Here is a 21,229-nt window from a genome sequence, read left to right on the forward strand (position 1 = left end):
TTGACGCACACCTCGTTTCGATTTACGACTGACGAAATACGAAATTCGTCAGTCGTAAATCGAAAGGCCAGCGATGCCGGTGAGCAACGATATCGTCGTCGACCAGACACGGCAGGACAACATCACGCGCATCCTCGATGCAGCGGAGGGGCTGTTCCGGCACTTCGGCTACAGCAAGACCAATGTTGCCGACATCGCCCGCGAGCTCGGCATGTCGCCGGCAAACATCTACCGTTTCTTTGCCTCGAAGACCGAGATCCACCAGGCGCTTTGCGCGCGCATGCTCGCGGCCAGCTACCAGATGGCGCAGGAGATCTGCCAGTTGCCGCTGAGCGCGAGCGAGCGCCTGCACCGCTACGTCCACGCACAGCACAAAATGACGGTCGAACTGATGCTCGACGACACGAAGGTGCACGAGATGGTGATCGTTGCCATCGAACGCGAGTGGCACGTCATCGACAAGCACATCGACAGGATCGACGCGCTCCTCGCCGACGTCATCCGCGAGGGAATTGCCGCGGGCGAGTTTCGCGACCAGGACGCCGATGCCGCGTCCCGTTGCTTTGGGGCGGCGACCGTCACGCTTTGCCACCCGCAAATGGTCGCCCAGTGTCTGAGCAAGACGAACCGCGCAAGCCCGGAAGAGCTGGTCGAGTTCGCGATCAACGCATTGAAAATTTAGCAGAAATATTTCCGGCGCGGCTTCGGCCTGCGCCAGCCTGTTTTGGGAGTGCGAACATGTTTAAGCTCATAGAATTTCGCCGCCGTACTTCATTTTTTGCCACTGCTGCACTCCTCTCGATGCTCGCGGCGACACTGGCCGGCTGCTCGCAGGAAAAGACCGAAGCCACTGCGGTGGTGCGCCCGGTCAAGGTCGTCGAGATTGCTGAGGCCGACACGGCCCGCCAGCTCAGCTATTCCGGCTCCGTGCGGGCACGGACCGAAATGAACCTCGGCTTCCGCGTCAGCGGCAAGATCGTCGAGCGGGTCGTCAATGTCGGCGACCGCGTAAAGGTCGGCGATCTGCTCGCCCGCGTCGACGCCACCGATTATGAGCTCGCCGTGCGCAGCGCTTCGGCCAATCTGGAAGCGGCCGAGCGTCAGGTCGAGACAGTCAAGCTGGTGCGCGATCGCGCCGAACAACTGCTCGCCCGAAAATTTGCCTCGCAGGCCCAATTCGATCAGTCGGTGCTGAGCTACAATCAGGCCGTGGCGACGCGCGACGCTGCGAAGTCGGCGCTGTCGCAGGTGGAGAACCAGGTGACCTATACGAACCTCGTCTCCGACCGGCCGGGCATCGTCACCACGATCAATGCCGATGTCGGCCAGGTCGTCGGTTCGGGCACGCCTGTCGCGACTGTCGCCGTCGAAGGCGAAAAGGAAGTGCAGGTCGCCGTGCCCGAGACGGAGATCGCCAATTTCAAGACCGGCCTGCCGGTCAAGGTCGGGCTCTGGTCCGACACCGGGTTGTCGCTTGACGGCACGGTACGCGAGGTGGCGGGCAGCGCCGACCCGCAGTCGCGGACCTTTTCCGTGCGGGTAAGCCTGCCGAACGATCCGCGGGTTCTGCTCGGCATGACCGCGACCGTCGAGGCGTCGGCCGGCAACGGCAAGCCTTACGTCTCGGTCCCTTTGAGCGCGCTTGCACAGAAGGACGGCTACACCATCGTCTGGGTTGTCGATCGCGGCACCGAAACCGTCAGCAGCCGTCCCGTCACGCTTTCCGACTTCACCGCTGACGGCGTGCGCGTCACCGATGGGCTTGAGGTCGGCGACCTTGTCGTTGCTGCCGGGACGCAGTTCATGGCCGACGATCTCAAGGTGACGATCTCGAACGCGACGACGCAGCACTCCGCTTCGGCCCAGGCCGAAGTCCCGCTCCTGCGCTGACACTCGAAAACCGCGGAACCGAGCCGATGACCACCTCCTCTTCCGACGAAAAACGGCCCTTCAACCTTTCGCGCTGGGCGATCGCGCACCCGAGCATGGCGCGCTTCCTGTTCGGCCTCATCATCCTTGCCGGCGTCTTCGGCCTGATGCGCATGGGGCAGAAGGAAGACCCGGACTTCACCTTCCGCGTGATGGTCGTGCAGGCCTTCTGGCCGGGGGCCTCGATCGAGGAGATGCAGGACCAGGTCGTCAACAAGATCGAGCGCAAGCTGCAGGAAACGCCGCATCTCGATTTCGTGCGCTCCTATACGCGTGCCGGCAGCGCGATCATCACGTTGCAGGTCGAAGGCGACACCAATGCCGAACAGGTGGCGGATGCCTTCTACCAGGTCCGCAAGAAGGTCGGTGACATCTCCAACGAACTGCCCGAAGGTTTGCTCGGTCCCTATTTCAACGACGAGTTCGGCGACACCTTCATCACGCTGCATTCGCTGAGCGGCGAAGGCTACAGCTATCCGGAGCTGAAGAAGTTCGCGATCCAGGCGCGTGACATGCTTTTGACGACGCCTGGCGTCGAGAAGGCCGTCATCAACGGCGACCAGCCGGAGAAGATCTATATCGACGTCTCATCCAATGCGCTGGCCGAGCGCGGGCTGACGCTCAACGACCTGCGCAGCACGATTGCCGGCCAGAACAACATCGACCCGGCCGGCGCGGTCGATACCGGCACGCGCTCGGTGCGCATCTCGGTCGAAGGCAGTCTTGACAAGGTGGAGGACCTGAAGAACCTGAGGCTTCGCGCCGGCGGCCAGATCACCCGACTTGGCGATATCGCCACGGTCAGCTCCGGTCTCGAAGATCCCTATTCGCGCAAATTCCGTTTCAACGGTGAAGACAGCGTCCAGATCGGCGTCGTCATGGCCAAGGGCTTCAAGGTGACCGATGTCGGCAACGCGGTGGAGGCGACCTATCAGCACTTCGAAGCGTCGCTGCCCTATGGCGTCAAGGTCGACCAGGTCTCCAACCAGCCTGAAGTGGTCAAGGAAGCCGTCGGCGAATTCATGAAGGCGCTCGGCGAGGCGCTGGCGATCGTGCTCGTCGTGTCGTTCCTGTCGATCGGCTGGCGCTCGGGCCTGGTGATCGCGATCACCATTCCGCTGGTGCTGGCTGCAACCTTCGCCATCATGTACGAGCTCGGCATCGACCTGCAGCGCATCTCGCTCGGCGCACTGATCATTGCGCTCGGCCTTCTGGTCGACGACGCCATGATCGTGGTCGAGATGATGGAACGAAAGCTGGAAGAGGGCTTGGTGAAGGTCGAGGCTGCGAGCTTCGCCTATACCTCCACTGCCTTCCCGATGCTGACCGGAACGCTGATCACCACGGCCGGCTTCATTCCCGTCGGTTTTGCCGCTTCGACCGCCGGGGAGTATGTGCGCTCGCTGTTCTACGTGGTCGGCATCGCGCTCGTCGTCTCGTGGTTCGTTGCCGTCTATTTCACCCCCTGGCTCGGCAATATGCTCCTGAAGCAGCGCAGCCACGCCGGCAATCATCACGACGTCTTCGACACGCGCTTCTACCGTCGCCTGCGCACGACGGTCACCTGGGCCGTGCGCCATCGCATCATCGTGCTGTCGACGACGCTCGCCCTCTTCTTCGTCAGCCTCTGGGCCTTCCAGTTCATTCCGAAGAACTTCTTCCCGCAGTCGTCGCGGCCGGAGATCCTCGTCGATCTCTGGCTGCCCGAGGGCACCAGCATCAAGGAAGTCGAGAAGCAGGCCAAGGCACTCGAAGCCCGCATGATGGACGACGAGGACAAGCGCTTCATCGCCACCTATATTGGCGAGGGCGCGCCGCGCTTCTTCCTGCCGCTCGACCAGCAGCTTCGCAATCCGAACTTTGCCCAGCTTCTCGTGATGGCCAAGGACGAGCCGGCGCGCGAACGGTTGATCGCCAAGATGCGCGGAATTCTAGCTGCCGACTTCCCCTCGATCCGCGCCAAGGTCGATCGCCTGTTCCTGGGCCCGCCAACCGGCTGGCCGGTGCAGATGCGCATCATGGGGCCGGATCGCGACGAAGTCAGGCGTATTGCCGATCGCGTCAAGGCGAAGTTCCACGAGAACCCGCTGCTCGGCGCCGTGCACGACGACTGGCTGGAGCCGGTGCCGGGCATGAAGCTGGTGATCGACCAGGACCGCGCCCGCGCGCTCGGGGTCACCTCGCAGCGCATTCGCCAGATACTGCAGGCAAGCGTCACGGGTGCGCCGCTCGACAATTTCCGCGATGGCGAGGAGACGGTGGCGATCGTTGCCCGCGAGCCCGCTGAAAGCCGCAAGCTGCTGAGTTCGGTCGACTCCATATACATCCCGACCGACTTCGGTGGCTTCGTACCGCTTTCGCAGGTTGCCAAGGTCGTGCCGGTGCTCGAGCAGGGCATCGAATGGCGCCGCGACCGCCTGCCGACGATCACCGTGCGCGGCACCCTGCCGGATGGTGTGCAGCCGAACGACGTGGCGATGAAGATGTTTGGCGAAATGCAGCCGCTGCGCGACAGCCTGCCCGCCGGCTACTCGATCGCCATCCAAGGGGGCGCGGAGGACTCTGCCGAAAGCCAGGCCTCGATCGCCGCCAAGGCGCCGATCATGCTCGGCGTCATCGTCATCCTGCTGATGATCCAGCTGCAGCATTTCGGCAAGGCGATGCTGGTTCTCGCGACCGGTCCGCTCGGCATCATCGGTGCGGCTGCTGCCCTTTTGATCAGCGGTGCGCCTTTCGGCTTCGTTGCGATCCTGGGCGTCATTGCGCTGCTCGGCATCATCATGCGCAACTCGATCATCCTCGTCGACCAGATCGACCAGGATATCGCCGCGGGCATGGACCGCGCCGAGGCGATCATCGGCTCCGCCGTCAGGCGTTTCCGGCCGATCACGCTTACCGCCTTGACGGCCGTGCTGGCGCTGATCCCGATCTCGCGCGGTGTCTTCTGGGGGCCGCTCGCCTACGCCATGATGGGCGGCATTCTGGTCGCGACCGTGCTGACCATCCTGGTTCTGCCGGCGGGCTATGCGCTCTTCTTCGGTCGCGAACCGAAGAAGAGCTCCGTCGAGCCTGAGACGCCGGAAAGCCTCGAGGCCGAGGACACGAAGACCGTAGCCTATCCCGCAGCCGTGGCGGCGGAGTAGGGCCACGGCTCCGTTCAGGGATGGTAGATCGGGCGGCGGGCAAGCCGCCCGACGTCAGCCGGTGATGTACATCGCCTGGCCCTGGGCGAGGCATTGGAACAGCTCGTAACCCATCCAGATGTAGCCGCGACGCCCGTTCCATTCGCAGCCCCAATTCTCACCGAAGCTGTTCTGGATGAGAATGGCCTGCTGCTCGTCGTCATAGCCGATGATCAACATGCAATGGCCGGTGTTCGGCAACTTTTCCAGAGGCCCTCTCAATGGGCCCGGCCCTTCATATTGCATGAAGCCCTTGTTCAGTGACGTGCCGTAGCAGAGCGCTCCGCCCGCGACGATGACGGCCTTGATCGCGTCGAGATCGCTGGTCTCGACCGTCGCCCAGCCGGGTATCTGGAAGCTGTCGTCGGGAAGGGCGCCGGGATCGTAGCGCGACCACAGCTCGGGACAATTCGGAAAATAGGGAGCCGTCTTCCAGTTCGGGGTGCCGCGCTGCTTGAGCAGGTTGAGATAGGAGGCCAGTTGTGATCCCGCGCAGCCCGTCTTCCCGTAGCTCTTCATCACTTCGATGTAGATATGGGCCGGACTTGCCTGCCGCAGGGGCTGCAACGGCGCTTCGCCGGTCGAAACGGCCGCCCAATAGGTGGCAAGCCCGTAGGTCGTGGCCCAGGCGGCGCAACTGCCGGGGCTGCCGACATGGCTCGGTGTGCCCTGCGCCTTGGGCGGCGGCAGGTAGAGCGCGTTCACGGTTGCCGCGCTCGGCAGTGATGCGGGTATCGGCGGCCGGAGCGTCGGGCCATCTTCCTTGATCGTGGGATCATAGCCGAAGTTGAGGATTGCTTCCTGTACGGTCATCGGGATCTCCTGCCGACAGCGAGGGTTGCGTGGGTTAAAGGCGTGATGTCACAGGCGTCGCGCGCCGCCGGCGTTTCCGGTGAGACACAGCCGAAAGCGGCTCCCTCGTTTCCCGAAGGCGCAGTCGAAATCTCCCCGGGAAACGCGGCGCTCGTATCAAGATGATGCACTCATAGGTAGATCTTATCAGGATTTTGCATGCCGAAAATCCCGAGTTTCGCGGGGTTTCGATCATTCCATTGAAAGTCAATAATGAAACGCATGTTTCATTATTGACTTTCAATGGACCATGTATTCCGTTTATGACTCACAGGTCATCTGTTCCTTTGGGAGGTTTCGAATGAGGAAGTTGCTGTTTGCCGCCATGTCGGTTCTGCTGGCTGGTACCGCTCACGCCGAAAACATCGGCATCACCATTGCCCGTTCCGATAGCGCGTTCCTGACGATCCTGCGTCAGGGCATGGAAGACCGCGCCGCCAAGCTCGATGGCGTTTCGGTTCAGGTCGAGGACGCCCAGAACGATCCGAGCAAGCAGCTGGACCAGGTACAGAACTTCATATCCTCCGGCGTCGACGCGATCGTCGTGGTTGCCGTCGATGGCGACGGCACGCCGGCGCTGACGAAAATGGCGAGTGCCGCCGGTATTCCGATCGTCTACGCCAACCACCCGCCGGCCGATGCAGATGCGCTCCCGGCGACTGCCGCCTTCGTCGGTTCGAACGAGATCGATTCCGGCACGCTGGAAACGAAGGAAGTGTGCCGGCTGCTTGGCGGCAAGGGTTCCGTTTATGTGCTGATGGGACCGCTCAACAATCATTCGTCGCTGACCCGGACGAAGGATATTCACGACGTCATCGCCACCGATGACTGCAAGGGCATGAGCGTGATCGAGGAACAGAGCGCCAACTGGGATCGCCTCGAGGCGAGCAACATCATGACCAACTGGCTCTCGACAGGACGGGAATTCGATGCCGTCATCGCCAACAACGACGAGATGGCGATCGGCGCGATCCAGGCGATGAAAGCGGCGGGCACCGACATGTCGAAGGTGGTGGTCGGTGGCATCGATGCGACGCCGGACGGGCTTGCCGCCATGGCCGCAGGCGATCTCGACGTCACCGTCTTCCAGAACGCAATCGCGCAGGGCGCGACCGCGATGGATGCCGCCGTCGCCCTGGCGCGGGAGGAAAAGACCGAACGGCATATCTGGGTTCCGTTCGAACTGGTGACACCTGAGAACATGAAGGACTACGCCAAGGCGAACCAGTAGACGGCCGTTCTTGTCACAATCCGAACAATCACTGGTAGATCTCGGTTGTAACCGACAGAGAAGCCGGCAGGCCGCTCGCTACGGCCTTTCGGCTTCTCTGGTGTCCAACAGATGACCCCTGATCGTTCCGCCCAGCCCCCTTCCCAGCCGATTGCCGATCTGCAGATCGCGATCGCGGCCTTTGTGGCGGGCGCCGGATGGCTGTTTTCGATCCACGCTCTTGCCGAGTTTCCGCCGCTGCTCTTCCTCGGCAGCCGTTTTGTCATCGCCGGTCTGCTGATCGGTCTCTTGGCGAGGTTCGCATCCTTTGCCGAACTCGGCAGGGCGGTGCGCCTGCTGCTTCCCGCCGCGCTCGCCCTTGCGGTCGCCATGATGGCCTGGATTTTCGGCCTGAAACAGACGACGAACCCGGGCGTTGCGGCCTTCATCACCTCGACCGGCAACCTGCTGGTGCCGGTTTTCGGTCTGCTGTTCTTCGGCTGGCCGGTCGGGCGAGCGCTCGGGATCTCGATCGCCGTCGCGCTTGCCGGGATGGGCTTGCTGTTTCTTGGCCCCGGCGCTCGGGTGGAGGTGGCTCACCTCTATTTTGTGGTCTCGGCCCTGCTTTGGGCGGCGAGCATTGCGTTGGTCAAACGCAATTCCACCGAAGTAGGCGCGGTGGCCACAGCCGCGATCCAGCTGGTGGCCGCAGGGGTGGTCATCCTCGCGGTCTCGCTGCCTGTCGAACAGATGCCCGCGGCAGTCCCTTCGATCGCGATCTGGGGCTGGTTTCTGGCAAGCATCCTGATCTCGACCTGCCTGCGCTTCGTCCTGCAGTTTCGCGGCCAGCAGATGATCTCTGCGGCGCGGGCATCGGTGATCATGTGCTGCGAACCGGTATGGGTTCTCGTCTTCGCGCTGGCGTTTCTGGGGTCACCCTTGAGCCTTTCCCAGATCCTGGGCTGCGCGGTGATTCTGCTCGCGATGCTTGGCCAAGTCGTTTTCCGACCAAATTCCGCCGCCTGAAAGAGCCGCCAAATCGCAAGATTTCGGAAGTGGTATTCTCGTTCGAAATACCACTTGGCGGTTCGGACCATAACTTTAGTCTCGGCGAAAATACCCCGATTGACAGCGCGACTTTGACGGACTTATCGTTAAGTCAAATTACTTGACTTAATAGTTCGATCAACGAAACCTGAGGGGGAATTCGTCATGACGGCAGTCGAGGAAATGCGGCCTTTGCGCAACGCGCCGGGGGGCGGAAGGAGCGGAACGACACGGCGTTTTGTTGGCGTCGCGTCCGTGCTGATGATGATCGGCGCCGCTGAGGCCCGCGCTGAATCCGTGCTCACCATGCACATCGAGGAGCAGACGAGCTGGGTGCAGAATTTCAACCCGTTCGACCTCGGCGGTCGGCGGCAGAGCACCATGGATTTCGTCTACGAGCCGCTGGTGATCTTCAATGATTACGACGGCGGCAAGCCGGTCTTTCGGCTTGCGACCGCCTACAAATTTGCCGACGATCTGAAGTCGATCACATATACATTGCGCGACGGCGTGAAATGGTCGGACGGCAAGCCGCTCACCTCGGCAGATATGAAATTCACGCTCGAGCTGATGCTGAAGAACCCGGCGGTCGATACCGTCGGCGTTGGCGAAACCGTCGCTTCGGTGGAGGCGCCGTCGACGACCGAGGTGAAGATCAACCTCAAGGATGTCGACACGCATTTTCCGGAGTCGCTTGCCGATTTCCCGGTGGTGCCCGAGCACATCTGGAAGGACGTGAAGGATCCGCTGGCCTTCAAGAACGAGACGCCCGTCGGCTCCGGCCCGATGACCGAGATCCGCCGCTTCACGCCCCAGGTCTACGAGCAGTGCCGCAACCCCAACTATTGGGACGCGGCGACGCTGAAGGTCGATTGCCTGAAGCTGCCGCAGATTTCCGGCAACGACCAGATGCTGGCGCTCCTGCCGGAGGGCTCGATCGACTGGTTCGGCTCGTTCCTGCCGCAGATCGACAAGACCTATGTCGGCCTCGACCCTGACCATAATGGCTACTGGCAGCCTCCAGCCGAAACCGTTTCGTTCCAGATGAACTTCAAGTCGTCGAATCCGGGCAACGCCGAGGCCTTCAACGATATGACGTTCCGGCGCGCCTTCAGCCTTTCCATGGATCGCACCGCGATGGTCGATATCGCCGGTTTCGGCTATCCCGTCGTCAACACCCATGCGAGCGGTCTGCCGCCGCGCTTCGACAGCTGGCGCAACAAGGCCGCCGAGGGTGCTCAGGACGAGTGGCTCGCCTATGACATCGACAAGGCCAACAAGCTGCTTGACGATGCCGGCTACAAGAAGGACGGCGAGGGCTTCCGCACCACGCCGAGCGGCAAACCGATCGCCTTTCCGATCATCGTGCCGAACGGCTGGACCGACTGGATCGACGCGGTGCAGATCGCGGCCGAAGGCTTGCGCAAGATTGGCATCAACGCCTCTGTCGCAACGCCCGAATACGAGCAGTGGCAGAAACAGATCCTCGACGGCAGCTTCGAGGCGGTGATGAATTCGCGTGCCGACGGCCCGACGCCTTTCCGCGGCTACTTCCAGTCGCTGTCGACCGGCTTCGGTGGGCGTATCACCAGCGCGCCGTCACGCTATTCCAACCCCGAACTCGACAAGGTCTTCGATGATTACCGCCGGGCGGCGACGGACGACGACCGCAAGAAGCTGTTCGATCAGGTGCAAGTGATCGTCGCCGACAACCTGCCCGTCGTTCCCGTCTTCAACGGTCCGACCTGGTATCAGTTCTCGACCAAGCGCTTTACCGGCTGGGTGACGAAGGACGAGCCTGTCATGAACCCCGAGGATCACGACAACAACCGGATGCGGCTGGTGCATCTGCTCCGCCTGAAGCCCGTACAATAAACGGCAGCGGGTTCCAGCGATGCGACTTTCCCGTCGACGGCTTACCGTCTACTGCGTGGCGTTCCTCTTCGCGATCGTCATGAACTTCGCGGTTCCCCGGCTGATGCCGGGGTCCCCCGTCGACAGCATGATCGCCCAACTCGGACCGCGGGCAACGCCCGCGGCCATCGAGGCGATCAAGGCGCGTTTCGGTGCGATCGAGCAACCGATCTGGCAGCAGTTCGTCGACTATGTCGTCGGGCTCGCCCATTTCGATCTCGGCGTCTCGGTCAAGTATTATCCGCAGACGGTGCTTGAAGTTCTCGGCCGCTCGGCCGGGTGGACGGCGTTTCTCGTGGTCACCGCCATAACCTTCTCTCTTTGCATCGGTGTGCTGCTCGGCGCCGTCGCCGCCTGGCGCCGTGGCGGGCGTTTCGACAGTTTCGTCTCGCCGTTCTCGGTGGTGCTGATTGCCGTTCCGCCCGTCATCATCGCGCTTGCGACGCTTTTCACTTTCGGCGTGACGCTCCGGCTGCTGCCGGTCGGCTACGCCTATGATCCGAGCCTCGACCCGGGGCTCAACTTCACCTTCTTCGGCAGCGTCTTCCTGCATGCGATCATGCCGGTGCTGACGCTCTCGCCCTATCTGATTGGCGAGTTTCAGACGACGATGCGCTCCAGCATGATCTCGGTGCTCGGTGAGGACTACGTCACCATGGGGCGAGCCAAGGGCCTCTCGGAAGCAGCCGTCATGTTCGGCTACGCGGCGCGCAACGCCATGCTGCCGGTGCTCACCAACCTGGCGCTGATGCTGGGGGCGGTCTTTGGCGGCTCGATCGTGACCGAGATCGTCTTCAACTATCCGGGTCTCGGACTGACGCTCTATACGGCAAGCGTTGCCCGCGACTATCCCGTGATCCAGGGGCAACTGCTGCTGATGACGATCGCCACGCTCGGCGCCAATCTTCTGGTCGACATCATCTATGGCGTGGTCGATCCGCGCATAAGGGAGGGCAGGGCATGAATGCGGGCGTCTCCTTGTTCTGGCGGCAGAAGAAAGCCGTCGCCGGCCTTGTCATCATTCTCACGCTCTGCCTGATGGCGCTGTTCGCGCCGGTTCTAGCACCGGGTGATCCGAGCGAGCGCGTCGGTCGTTCGCATCAGCCACCAACCGTCGAGCATGTCTTCGGCACCACGAAGATGGGCCGCGACGTCTTCTCGCAATTCGTCTGGGGTGCCAGGCCGTCGCTTGCCGTCGGCTTTGCCACCGGCCTTGCGATTACCGCGCTCGGCACAATCGTCGGCCTCGTCGCCGGTTACTTCGGCGGCCGCACGGATGCGACGCTTGATCTCGCCACCAATGCCGTCCTTGTCATACCGAATATTCCGCTGCTGATCCTGCTTGCGTCTTTTGCCGGCACGGTCGGGCCGATGGCGATCATGGCGATCATCGCGCTCACCTCCTGGCCCTGGGGCGCGCGCATGACGCGGTCGCAGACCATGGCGCTCCGGCAGCGTGAATTCGTGGTGGCGGCGCGCATGGTCGGCGAGCCGCATTGGCGGGTCATCTTCGTCGAGATCCTGCCCAATCTGGTGCCGCTGATCGGCATCAACGTGGTCGGCAGCATCATCTATGCGATCGTCGCGCAGACGACGCTCGAATATCTCGGCTTCGGCGATCCGCTCCGGGTGACCTGGGGCACCATGCTCTACAATGCGCAAAACTCCTCGGCGATCATCGTCGGCGCCTGGTGGGACATCGCCGTTCCGGCCGCGGGCATCGCGCTCGTCGGTCTTGGTCTCGCGCTCATCAACTTCACCTTCGACGAGATCGCCAATCCGCAGCTTCGCTCCGGTCCGGCGCTCATCCGCTGGTTGCGTCTCACGCGGCTGCGCCGTCGCGAACTGGAGGCGGCCCGATGAGCGATGCACTCCTGGAAATCCGCAACCTGAACGTCGATTACCTGCTTGACGACGGCGCTTTCCGCGCGGTTAACGATGTCTCCTTCGAGGTGCGCCGCGGCGAACTCTTCGGCCTTGCCGGCGAATCCGGCTGCGGCAAGAGCACGATCGCCTATGCGATCACGCGGCTGTCAAAACCGCCGGCCTGGGTCGCCGGCGGCGAGATCCTGCTCGATGGTCAAAACCTCCTGAAGATGCCGGAAGCGTTGCTTCAAAACGTGCGCTGGCGGCGGATCGGCATGGTGTTCCAGAGCGCAATGAACTCGCTCAACCCGCTGATGCGGGTCGAGGCGCAGTTTTTCGACGTCTTGCGCAAGCACACCGGCGCGACCAGGCCGCAGGCCCGTGCACGGGCCGAGGAGATGTTCCGGCTCGTTGGAATCCCGATCAACCGCCTCGACGACTATCCGCACCAGTTCAGCGGCGGCATGCGCCAGCGCATCGTTATCGCAATCTGCCTGGCGCTGAAGCCGGAACTGATCATCATGGACGAGCCGACGACGGCGCTCGACGTCGTCGTGCAGCGGGAAATCCTGGAGCAACTCGTCGACCTGCAGCGCAACCTCGGTTTTTCGGTGCTGTTCATCACCCACGACCTGCACCTGATGGCGCAGCTCTGCCATCGCATCGGTGTTATGCTCAAAGGGCAATTGGTCGAGGTCGGCGACACGCAGCAGATCAGCCGTGCGCCGGAACACGACTACACGCGGAAACTCTGGGGCGCGATCCCGCAACTGCCCTCATCCGTCCGCAGCCTGGGGGTCGTCGAATGAACGTAATGCCGCTAACGACGACCATGGCTGATGAAGACGACGCGATCGTGCGCCTCAAGGACATCAGGCGCAGCTTCGGTACCGTCGAGGCTTTGCGCGGCATTTCGCTTGCCTTAAAGCCCGGCCGGGCGCTGGCGCTCGTCGGCGAATCCGGTTGCGGCAAGACCACCTGCGCCCGCATCGTCGCGCGGCTCGATGCGCCGACATCGGGGACGATGGCGTTTCGCGGCGCCGACGTTACCCAGGCCGGAGGAAGGGCCGACGAAAAGACGCGTCGGCGGGCGATCCAGATGGTGTTTCAGGATCCCTTCGCCTCACTCAACCCGGTGTTCTCCGTCTACCATCACCTCGCGCGTCCACTGCTTTTGCATGGTCACGCCAAGAACGGGGGCGAGGCGAAAGCTGCCGTCGCGCGTCTGCTCGCCGATGTCGGTCTGGACGCGGATGTGACGGCACGAAAGTTTCCGCACGAACTGTCCGGTGGCCAGCGCCAGCGCGTCAACATTGCCCGGGCGCTTGCGGTCGGGCCGGATGTGCTCGTTGCCGACGAGCCGACATCGATGCTCGACGTGTCGATCCGCCTCGACATCCTGGAACTGCTCGCGCGCATCAAGCGCGAGCGGAACCTCGCCATGCTCTACATCACCCACGATTTAGCCACGGCCGCCCACATCGCCGAGGAGGTCGTGGTGATGTTTGCCGGGCAGATGGTCGAGTGGGGCGAGACCAGCGCCGTCATCGGCAATCCCCGCCATCCCTATACGCAACTGCTTCTTTCCGCGGTCCCCGACCCCGATCGCCCCTTTGTGCCAGGGCAAAGCGCCCGCTTCCTTGCCCATGCCGACGACGTGCGGCGAAAGAGCCGTCCGGCCTCCGACAACGTGGAAGAAGTTACCGTGAATCACTTCGTCCGTGCCCTTGGCCAAATGCCGACGTGAGCTATGTGAACCGAGGACCCGCATTCCCCAAGAAACGCGCTGGCCCCCGGGGCGGCCGCAGAGACCAATCACTCATGGAGCCATTTGATGACGTTTGCCGCCAAATCTGACTATCTTCTGGAAACGCTCTGGGTGCCCGTCGGCACCGCCGACAGGTCGGTCTATGCGCTGACGCTCACCAACAATTCGGACCGGCCGATCAAGGGCTTTCGCCTCGGCGTCTCGGGCCCGGCGCGCATCGATCCTGCCGCTGAGGTCGAGGGCGGGCAGCTTCTGGTCCGGCTCTCCAACTATGCGGAATTCGCGCCGCCGGAAGGTTTTGAGCTGAAGCCCGGCGCGACCTGGACGCTCAAGGCTCACGGCATGAGCTTCGAGCCGCGCCACTGGACCGATGGCGCCAACGCCGCCTTCCTCGTCCTGTCCGATGGCACGAATGCGCCGGTTGCCGTGCTTGCCTCGCGGGCGCACGGTGACAATGCCGAGCTGAAGCGTGGCGCCGCCGTCTATCCAGTGCCGAAAGTGGCCCCGGTGCCAGTCTCGATCGTGCCGTGGCCGCAAGCGGTTGCGGTCTCCGGTCAGCTATTGGCACCTCCGGGCCTCGATCTGAAGGCCGAAGGCAGTGAAGCGTCCGCCGCGGCGAAGGCGTTTGCCGATCTCACGGCCAGCCTGTTTCCGGTCGAGGGCCTTGTCCGGCCGGCGGCGGAGGGCGGTTTCCCGGTCGAATTGTCAAAGGCGTCGCACCTTGGTCCGGAGGCCTACACGATCCGTTTCTCGCCTGCCGGCGTCGCCATTTCGGGCGGTAGCCAGACGGGTATTCTCTACGGCCTGATCACGCTCGGCCAGGTCCTGCGCGGGGCGCGGTCGCATCCGGGCACCTTCGTGTTTCCGACGGGCGGGGAGATCAAGGACGAGCCGGCGCTCGCCTGGCGCGGCACCCATCTCGACGTCGCCCGGCAGTTTTATAGCACCGCGGAGGTCGAGCGCTTCCTGCAACTGATGGCCTGGAACAAACTCAACCGTTTCCACTGGCACCTGACCGACGACGAGGCCTGGCGCGTGGAGATTGACGCCTATCCGGCGCTCACCGAAATCGGCGCCTGGCGCGGCCATGGCCGCAAGATCCCGCCGCTGCTCGGCTCGGGTCCTGAACCGACCGGCGGCTACTACACCAAGGCGGCGGTTCGTCAGATCGTAGCGCTTGCCGCCAGCCTCGGCATCGAGGTGATGCCGGAAATCGACATCCCCGGCCATTCCTATGCGATGCTGCAGGCAATCCCGGAACTGCGCGATCCCGAGGAAAAGGGAAGCTATCATTCGGTCCAGGGCTTCCCGGACAACTGCCTGAACCCGGCGCGCGAAGAGACCTATCGCGTGCTGGAAGTCATCTTCGACGAGTTGATCGAACTCTTCCCGATGCGGGCGATTCATGTCGGCGCCGACGAGGTGCCGCTTGGTGCCTGGTCCGGCTCGCCGGAAGCGCTCACGCGGCTTCGTGCACTTGCCGGTGACGAGGTGGCCGAAACCCACGCCAAGCGCCTGAACGTCGTCACCAACACCCATGGCGCCGACGAGATCGACGGTTCGGGTGCGGCGGTGCTGCAGGGCGAGTTCCTGGCGCGTGTCCAGGCGTTCCTGGCGAGCCGAAATTGCGTTACCGGCGGTTGGCAGGAGGCGGCCCACGGCAACGTCATCGACAAGGCGAAGTCGTTGCTCTTCGGTTGGCGCACGGTCGAGGCGTCGGCCGCGCTTGCCGAGGAAGGTTACGACATCGTCGTCTGCCCGGGCCAAGTCTACTATCTCGACATGGCCAACAGCCCGGCCTGGTCGGAGCCCGGCGGCAGCTGGGCCGGCTGGTCAGACCCGGAAAAGCTCTACACCTTTGACCCGGTCGAAGGCTGGACCGACGCACAGAAAAAGCACCTGCTCGGCGTGCAATGCTGCATCTGGTCCGAACCGATGACCGACCGCGCCGTCTTCGACCGGCTCGTCTTCCCGCGGCTTTCGGCGCTCGCCGAAACCGGATGGACGCGACCCGAACGTAAGTCCTTCAAGCGCTTCGAGGCGCTGGTCGGGCTGATGCCGGTGCTCTACGGCTTTTATGCTGCGGAGTAGGCGCGGTTAAGTTTCCAGTTTTCGTCTGGGCTTGGCCAGGCGATAGATTGGATAGGCAAACGGCGGCGAGAGCCGCCGTTCGTCGTTCGGAGCTAGCCAGGCGTGCGCTTCCGCTTTGCTGGATACGATTTGGATTTTCGTGCTTGTGCGCCGGAGCGTGACACGCAAAGGTGCGCATCGATCCCGCGACGACCCGCGGGATGCAGCGTTTCCTGAGGCCAAGTTATCGATGCGAAGACTTCCTGGATTGTCGGCGATGAAGGTCTTCGAAGTGGTCGGGCAGACCCGCAGCTTCACGCGGGCGGCCGAGCGGCTCAACCTCACGCAAAGTGCGGTCAGCCGCCAGGTTCGCAACCTCGAGGATGAGCTTGGCGAAGACCTGCTCATCCGTCGCCACCACCATCTCGAGCTGACGCCGGCCGGTGCCGAACTGCTGGCGACGATCCAGGAAGCGTTCCATAGCATCGAGGTTTCGCTGCGCAGCATCACCGAGAAGAGCAACCAGAACCGCTTGCGGATCAACGTTCCGCCGACCTTTGCCAAGCGCTGGCTGCTGCCGCGTCTGCCGCGGCTGCGCGTGGCCCTGCCCGACGTCGATATCAGCCTCAGCACCGAAGCCACGGACACGATTGCCGAGCGCGGTCTTCTCGACTGCGCCATCCGCTTCGGCGATGGCGAGTGGCCGATGCTGGATGCCAGCATCCTGATGACGGAGCGGCATGTGGTCGTCTGTGCGCCATCACTGCTCGAAGGGGTGAAAGTCGAGGGTCCGACGGACCTGCAGCGCTTTACCTTCCTGCACGTGCTTGCCTCGCCCGACCGGCGTTATCTGACCTGGCGCCATTGGCTGGATGCAGCCGGGTTCCAGGATGTCGATACCCGCGGCGGGCTAGAGTTCGACCTGCTCGATCTGGCGATCGAAGCGGCCTGTGCGGGCCTCGGCGTCACCGTTGCCGATCGTTCGATGGTTCGCAATCAGCTTGAGACCGGGCAGCTCGTGCAGCTTTTCGACGTCGAGGTCGAGGGGCATGAATCCTACTGGTTCGTCACGCGGCCCCAGGCCGGAAACGACCGCAAGGTCGACGCGTTCCGTGCCTGGCTGCTTACGGAAGTTTCGGCCGACCGGGCTGCCTGAGCCAAGCATTCCATTTTGGAATGCTCTCGCTGAAAATTACTCGCTTGTGCCTCCGGCCCTATCGTCGCAACAGTTTCGTGACGGTCTCGGTCGGGGAGAGAGACGGGCCGTCGCTCGTTTTGCTCTCTCCCGCGCAGTCCGCTTGTCCTGCGCGCCTTTGGCGCCCGGAGCCGCGGCCAACACATCCGAGATGCCATGAGCCCCTATCGCAATTTTTCCGGCGGTCGTTTCATCGAAAGCACGTCTGCGGTGACGATCGACGTCCGTAATCCGGCGACAGGCCAGGTCTTCACATCGGTGCCGGCAGCAACGGATGAGGAAGCAACAGCAGCGGTCGAGGCAGCCATGAAGGCGCAACGCGCCTGGGCGGCACTGCCGGCCATCCAGCGTGGCGATGCGCTGCGTCGACTGGCGACGGTGCTGGAAAGCCGGGCTGAGACCATCGGCGCTGCCCTGGCGAAAGAGTCGGGCAAGAGCCTCGCCGACGCGACCGCGGAAGTCATCTATGGCGCCGAACTGATGCGCTACCACGCCGAATGGGCGCGCCGCATCGAGGGCGAAGTGATCGAGAGCGACAATCCCGGTGAAACGCTTCTCTTGAAGCGCGTTCCGATCGGCGTCGTTGCCGGGCTGATCCCGTTCAACTATCCGATCTACACACTGGTGCGCAAAATCGCCCCGGCGCTGATTGCAGGAAACGCCGTTGTCGTACGGCCGAGCAACAATACGCCGACATCCGCCTTCGTTTTTGCCGAAGCGATCGTCGAGGCCGGCCTGCCGGAAGGTCTCGTTAACATCCTCACGATGTCGCATGACGTCGCGAAAACGCTCTGCACCCATCCCGGCGTCGGCATGATCACGCTGACCGGCAGCGTTTCGGCCGGCCGCATCGTGCTCGACTACTGCAAGGAAAACATCGCCAAGCCCTCTCTCGAACTCGGCGGCAAGACCCCCGTCATCGTCGAGCCGGATGCGGATCTCGATGCTGTGGCACAGGCGATCATCGCCGCCAAGACCGCCCATTGCGGCCAGGTCTGCACCAGTGCCGAGCGGCTCTATGTACACGAAAGCGTGCATGACACGCTGCTCGCCAAGCTGCGCGAAGGTTTCGCTGCCCGCGCCTTCGGCGACCGCGCCGAGGATGCGACCCGCATGGGCCCGCTCGCCAACGCCGCCGCGCAGAAACGCGTGCATGAAATGGTCGAGCAGGCGCGGGCGGAAGGCGGAACGGTCGAGACCGGCGGTTACCTGCCGGAAGGACCGGGCTACTTCTATCCGCCGACGCTGATTTCCGGCTGCCGCCAGGAGATGGAGATCGTGCGCGAGGAGGTCTTCGGGCCTGTTCTCGCGGTGATCCGCTACTCGACCTTCGAGGAAGCGCTGGCGCTGGCGAGCGACCATCAGTTCGGCCTGAGCTCGGTACTCTTCACCGCGAACTATCGCACTGTAATGCGCACCAGCGACGCCATCGAGGCCGGCGAACTCTACGTCAACCGTTTCCCGGCGGACCCCTATCAGGGCTTCCACGCCGGCTGGAAACGCTCGGGTCTCGGCGGCGACGACGGCAAGCACGGCATGCTGGAATTCACCCAGACGCGCCTCGTCGTCCTGAAACACTGATCATTTGAAATGACGCAATTCCGGACGGGAACCGGAATTGTTCGGACATCAACATCAAGACCGGGCCGATGGCATGCTCCCGCCATCGGTCGGGGAGGAGACTACCCTTGAGCTCAATTTCCGAAACAGAAATCGCTGCGCCGTCCGTGTCGGCCCGCAGCCGTTACCTGCAACTGGCGCTGATCGTGATCGCCGCGGGCGCGATCTATCCGATCCTCTACCTGCGCCAGTCCTACCAGACGACGATGCTGGAGGTACTTAAGCTCACCAACACCGAGCTTGGCGTTCTCTATTCCATTCTCGGCACCAGCTTCCTGGTCGGCTACCTGCCGAGCGGCTGGCTCGCCGACCGCGTCCAGCCGCGCATCCTGATCCTCGTTTCCATGGTCGGCACGGGACTGCTCGGCCTCTGGTACGCGACGCTGCCCGGCTACTCATCGCTTCTCGTCATCTATTGCGGCTTCGGCGTCACGACGGGCCTGACGTTCTGGGCGGCGACGCTGAAGCAGGTGAACCTGATCGCCGGCGCCAACGAGCAGGGACGCTTCTTCGGCATTCTCGACGGCGGCCGTGGCCTGGTCGAGGCGCTGCTTGCCAGCGTCGCCATCGCGCTCTTTGTCTTCACGACGGAAACGCGCGGTGCCGGGCTTGCCATGGGTTTCCGTGATGTCGTGCTGCTCTATGCCGTTTTCTGCATCGTCGTCGGCATCGCCTATTTCGCCGTGTCGCAGCCCGTCGCTGTCGAGAAAGGCGCGCGCAAGCGCGAAGGCAACCTGCTTGCCGACATCAAGACGCTGCTCCGTATCCCCGAGGTCTGGCTCGTCGCCGCCATCATCTTCTGCGGCTATCACGTGTTCCTCGCGACCTACAGCTTCTCGGCCTATCTGCAGGAAGGCGGCTTCGGCATTTCCGCCGCCATGGCCGGCGTGATCGTCACGATCAAGCTGTGGCTGCGCCCGGTCGGCGGTATCGGCGGCGGCCTGCTCGGCGACCGCTTTGGCAAGACGGGCATCCTGCTCCTGAGCTTCCTCGTCGCAGCCGCCAGCCTTGTGGCGATGATCGCCCTGCCGGGCATCGGCTCGACGGTCCTCTTCGTCGGGCTGGTGCTGCTCGTCGGCCTCATCACCTATACGATACGCGGCCTCTACTGGGCGATCCTCGACGATTGCCACGTGCCGGCCAACATCACCGGCCTTGCGATCGGCATCATCTCGCTCGTCGGCTACGCGCCCGACACCTACCTGCCGCTCGTCAACGGATACCTCTCAGACCGTTATCCGGGCATCGCCGGCTACCAGTTCTATTTCGGCTACATCGCCGCCATCTGCGTCCTCGGCGCCATCGCCACCCTGGTGCTGATGGCCCGCCTCAAGAAAAAGAGATGACACAAATGAAGATCGCGTCTCTCAAGACCTATGCCGTCGCCGTCCCGCCGCCGCATGTGGGCGGAATGTACTGGATCTTCGTGCGCCTCACGACCGTCTGCGGCATCGAGGGCATCGGTGAGATCTACGCGACCTCGTTCCATCCAAAGGCGCTGACGCCGCTGATCGAAGACGTCTTCGAGCGGCATCTGCTCGGCCATGATCCGCACCAGATCGAGCGCTTCTGGCGCTCGGCCTATTCGAGCGGCTTCACCCAGCGCCCCGACCCGACGATGATGGGTATCGTCTCGGGTCTCGAAATCGCCTGCTGGGATATCATCGGCAAGGCCGCCGGCCGGCCCGTCGCGGACCTGCTCGGCGGCACCGTGCACGAGAAGCTCCGCGCCTACACCTATCTCTACCCGAAGAACGCGGCTGGAGAGTTCGACTTCAACGATCCGGATCTCGCCGCCGGATGCGCCGTCGAAATGGTCGAAATGGGCTTCACCGCCGTCAAGTTCGACCCGGCCGGTCCCTACACCAACTATTCCGGCCACCAGCTTTCGCTCGGCGTGATGGACCGCTCGGAGGAATTCTGCCGCAAGATCCGCGACGCCGTTGGAAGTAGCGCCGATCTGCTCTTCGGCACGCACGGCCAGATGGTGCCGTCCTCGGCGATCCGGCTGGCGCGGCGTCTCGAAAAATACGACCCGCTCTGGTTCGAAGAACCGGTTCCTCCCGGACAGGAAGCGGCGATGGCGGAGGTGGCGCGCGCGACCTCGATCCCGATTTCGACCGGCGAGCGCCTGACGACCAAGTACGAGTTCCAGCGCGTCCTCGAACTGAAGGCTGCCTCGATCCTGCAGATGAACGTCGCACGCGTCGGCGGGCTTCTCGAGGCGAAGAAGATCGCCGGCATGGCAGAAGCCTATTACGCCCAGATCGCCCCGCATCTCTATAACGGCCCGGTCGGGGCTGCGGCCAGTATCCAGCTGTCAGCTGCGTCGCCGAACTTCCTCATCCATGAGGCGATCCTCGATTTCAGCGGATTTCATGCGGATGTGCTGAAGACCAAGCTCGCCGTCGAGGATGGCTACATCATCCCGTCGCGCGAGCCTGGCCTTGGCATCGAGCTCAACATGGACGTCGTCGAAAAGCACACGCCGTACACCGGCGAGCGCCTGCACCTGCAGATGGACAGCCGGCCGGCGGACGTGAAGGCCTTCGCGCCGGCACGCGGATAACTCCGAC

General features: G+C 63.3%; 16 protein-coding genes. 15 read left to right on the top strand and 1 reads right to left on the bottom strand.

The genetic code is table 11. From position 1 onward, the window contains the following. The first annotated feature begins 73 nt into the window (after positions 1–73). From IB277_RS23110 to IB277_RS23120, 3 genes are read left to right on the top strand one after another with little or no spacing between them, the layout of a single operon-like run. Complete coding sequence (locus IB277_RS23110) at positions 74–682, top strand: TetR family transcriptional regulator (RefSeq protein ID WP_034789660.1); 609 nt, start codon at positions 74–76, stop codon at positions 680–682. Positions 683–738: 56 nt separating this feature from the next. After that, on the top strand, positions 739–1,890 hold the full coding sequence (locus tag IB277_RS23115; RefSeq protein WP_082572805.1) for an efflux RND transporter periplasmic adaptor subunit: 1,152 nt from the start codon (positions 739–741) through the stop codon (positions 1,888–1,890). Positions 1,891–1,916: 26 nt separating this feature from the next. Continuing rightward, positions 1,917–5,072 (top strand): efflux RND transporter permease subunit, encoded by a 3,156-nt coding sequence (locus tag IB277_RS23120; RefSeq protein WP_192371908.1) that lies wholly within the window; start codon positions 1,917–1,919, stop codon positions 5,070–5,072. 54 nt (positions 5,073–5,126) lie between these two features. On the opposite strand, the gene IB277_RS23125 is transcribed toward IB277_RS23120, so the two are convergent. Beyond that, positions 5,127–5,924, bottom strand: a complete 798-nt coding sequence (locus IB277_RS23125) for a C1 family peptidase (protein ID WP_060606071.1) — start codon at positions 5,922–5,924, stop codon at positions 5,127–5,129. Positions 5,925–6,264: 340 nt separating this feature from the next. Here IB277_RS23125 and IB277_RS23130 point away from each other — a divergent pair, with 340 nt between their 5' ends. From IB277_RS23130 to IB277_RS23185, 12 genes are all read left to right on the top strand, one after another. Continuing rightward, the gene (locus IB277_RS23130) at positions 6,265–7,194 is read left to right on the top strand and encodes a sugar ABC transporter substrate-binding protein (protein WP_192371910.1); all 930 of its coding nucleotides are present in this window, start codon (positions 6,265–6,267) and stop codon (positions 7,192–7,194) included. Positions 7,195–7,305: 111 nt separating this feature from the next. Continuing rightward, positions 7,306–8,199, top strand: coding sequence for a DMT family transporter (locus tag IB277_RS23135; protein WP_192371912.1), 894 nt, complete (start codon positions 7,306–7,308; stop codon positions 8,197–8,199). 282 nt (positions 8,200–8,481) lie between these two features. Beyond that, the gene (locus IB277_RS23140) at positions 8,482–10,095 is read left to right on the top strand and encodes an ABC transporter substrate-binding protein (protein ID WP_234798813.1); all 1,614 of its coding nucleotides are present in this window, start codon (positions 8,482–8,484) and stop codon (positions 10,093–10,095) included. Between the two features lie 19 nt (positions 10,096–10,114). Then, complete coding sequence (locus IB277_RS23145) at positions 10,115–11,098, top strand: ABC transporter permease (protein ID WP_034789647.1); 984 nt, start codon at positions 10,115–10,117, stop codon at positions 11,096–11,098. Beyond that, a complete protein-coding gene (locus IB277_RS23150) occupies positions 11,095–11,997 on the top strand; it encodes an ABC transporter permease (protein WP_192371914.1) in 903 nt (300 codons plus the stop codon). Before IB277_RS23145 ends, IB277_RS23150 begins: the two co-directional genes overlap by 4 nt. After that, a complete protein-coding gene (locus IB277_RS23155; protein WP_034789644.1) occupies positions 11,994–12,809 on the top strand; it encodes an ABC transporter ATP-binding protein in 816 nt (271 codons plus the stop codon). Before IB277_RS23150 ends, IB277_RS23155 begins: the two co-directional genes overlap by 4 nt. Continuing rightward, positions 12,806–13,747, top strand: a complete 942-nt coding sequence (locus IB277_RS23160; protein ID WP_060585664.1) for an ABC transporter ATP-binding protein — start codon at positions 12,806–12,808, stop codon at positions 13,745–13,747. Before IB277_RS23155 ends, IB277_RS23160 begins: the two co-directional genes overlap by 4 nt. Positions 13,748–13,834: 87 nt before the next feature. Continuing rightward, entirely contained in the window at positions 13,835–15,859 is a 2,025-nt protein-coding gene (locus IB277_RS23165) for a beta-N-acetylhexosaminidase (protein ID WP_192371916.1), read from the top strand. A 256-nt stretch (positions 15,860–16,115) separates the two neighbouring features. Then, the gene (locus IB277_RS23170; protein ID WP_090427612.1) at positions 16,116–16,994 is read left to right on the top strand and encodes a LysR substrate-binding domain-containing protein; all 879 of its coding nucleotides are present in this window, start codon (positions 16,116–16,118) and stop codon (positions 16,992–16,994) included. 195 nt (positions 16,995–17,189) lie between these two features. After that, positions 17,190–18,614 carry an aldehyde dehydrogenase gene (gene aldA, locus IB277_RS23175; protein WP_192371917.1) on the top strand — a complete coding sequence of 475 codons (1,425 nt, stop codon included), beginning with the start codon at positions 17,190–17,192 and terminating at the stop codon, positions 18,612–18,614. A 107-nt stretch (positions 18,615–18,721) separates the two neighbouring features. Further along, positions 18,722–19,999 carry a nitrate/nitrite transporter gene (locus IB277_RS23180; protein WP_210339658.1) on the top strand — a complete coding sequence of 426 codons (1,278 nt, stop codon included), beginning with the start codon at positions 18,722–18,724 and terminating at the stop codon, positions 19,997–19,999. Between the two features lie 5 nt (positions 20,000–20,004). Then, positions 20,005–21,222, top strand: a complete 1,218-nt coding sequence (locus IB277_RS23185; RefSeq protein ID WP_192371919.1) for a mandelate racemase/muconate lactonizing enzyme family protein — start codon at positions 20,005–20,007, stop codon at positions 21,220–21,222. The last annotated feature ends 7 nt before the right edge of the window (positions 21,223–21,229 follow it).

Source organism: Ensifer sp. ENS07 (assembly GCF_014852185.1).
GTDB lineage: Bacteria > Pseudomonadota > Alphaproteobacteria > Rhizobiales > Rhizobiaceae > Ensifer > Ensifer adhaerens.

Coding starts and splice junctions, on each gene's coding strand:
- IB277_RS23120 (WP_192371908.1), top strand. CDS start 1,917: ATGACCACCTCCTCTTCCGACGAAAAACGGCCCTTCAACCTTTCGCGC.
- IB277_RS23145 (WP_034789647.1), top strand. CDS start 10,115: ATGCGACTTTCCCGTCGACGGCTTACCGTCTACTGCGTGGCGTTCCTC.
- IB277_RS23170 (WP_090427612.1), top strand. CDS start 16,116: ATGAAGGTCTTCGAAGTGGTCGGGCAGACCCGCAGCTTCACGCGGGCG.
- IB277_RS23160 (WP_060585664.1), top strand. CDS start 12,806: ATGAACGTAATGCCGCTAACGACGACCATGGCTGATGAAGACGACGCG.
- IB277_RS23150 (WP_192371914.1), top strand. CDS start 11,095: ATGAATGCGGGCGTCTCCTTGTTCTGGCGGCAGAAGAAAGCCGTCGCC.
- IB277_RS23135 (WP_192371912.1), top strand. CDS start 7,306: ATGACCCCTGATCGTTCCGCCCAGCCCCCTTCCCAGCCGATTGCCGAT.
- IB277_RS23165 (WP_192371916.1), top strand. CDS start 13,835: ATGACGTTTGCCGCCAAATCTGACTATCTTCTGGAAACGCTCTGGGTG.
- IB277_RS23185 (WP_192371919.1), top strand. CDS start 20,005: ATGAAGATCGCGTCTCTCAAGACCTATGCCGTCGCCGTCCCGCCGCCG.
- IB277_RS23125 (WP_060606071.1), bottom strand. CDS start 5,924: ATGACCGTACAGGAAGCAATCCTCAACTTCGGCTATGATCCCACGATC.
- IB277_RS23115 (WP_082572805.1), top strand. CDS start 739: ATGTTTAAGCTCATAGAATTTCGCCGCCGTACTTCATTTTTTGCCACT.
- IB277_RS23155 (WP_034789644.1), top strand. CDS start 11,994: ATGAGCGATGCACTCCTGGAAATCCGCAACCTGAACGTCGATTACCTG.
- IB277_RS23140 (WP_234798813.1), top strand. CDS start 8,482: ATGATGATCGGCGCCGCTGAGGCCCGCGCTGAATCCGTGCTCACCATG.
- IB277_RS23110 (WP_034789660.1), top strand. CDS start 74: ATGCCGGTGAGCAACGATATCGTCGTCGACCAGACACGGCAGGACAAC.
- aldA (WP_192371917.1), top strand. CDS start 17,190: ATGAGCCCCTATCGCAATTTTTCCGGCGGTCGTTTCATCGAAAGCACG.
- IB277_RS23130 (WP_192371910.1), top strand. CDS start 6,265: ATGAGGAAGTTGCTGTTTGCCGCCATGTCGGTTCTGCTGGCTGGTACC.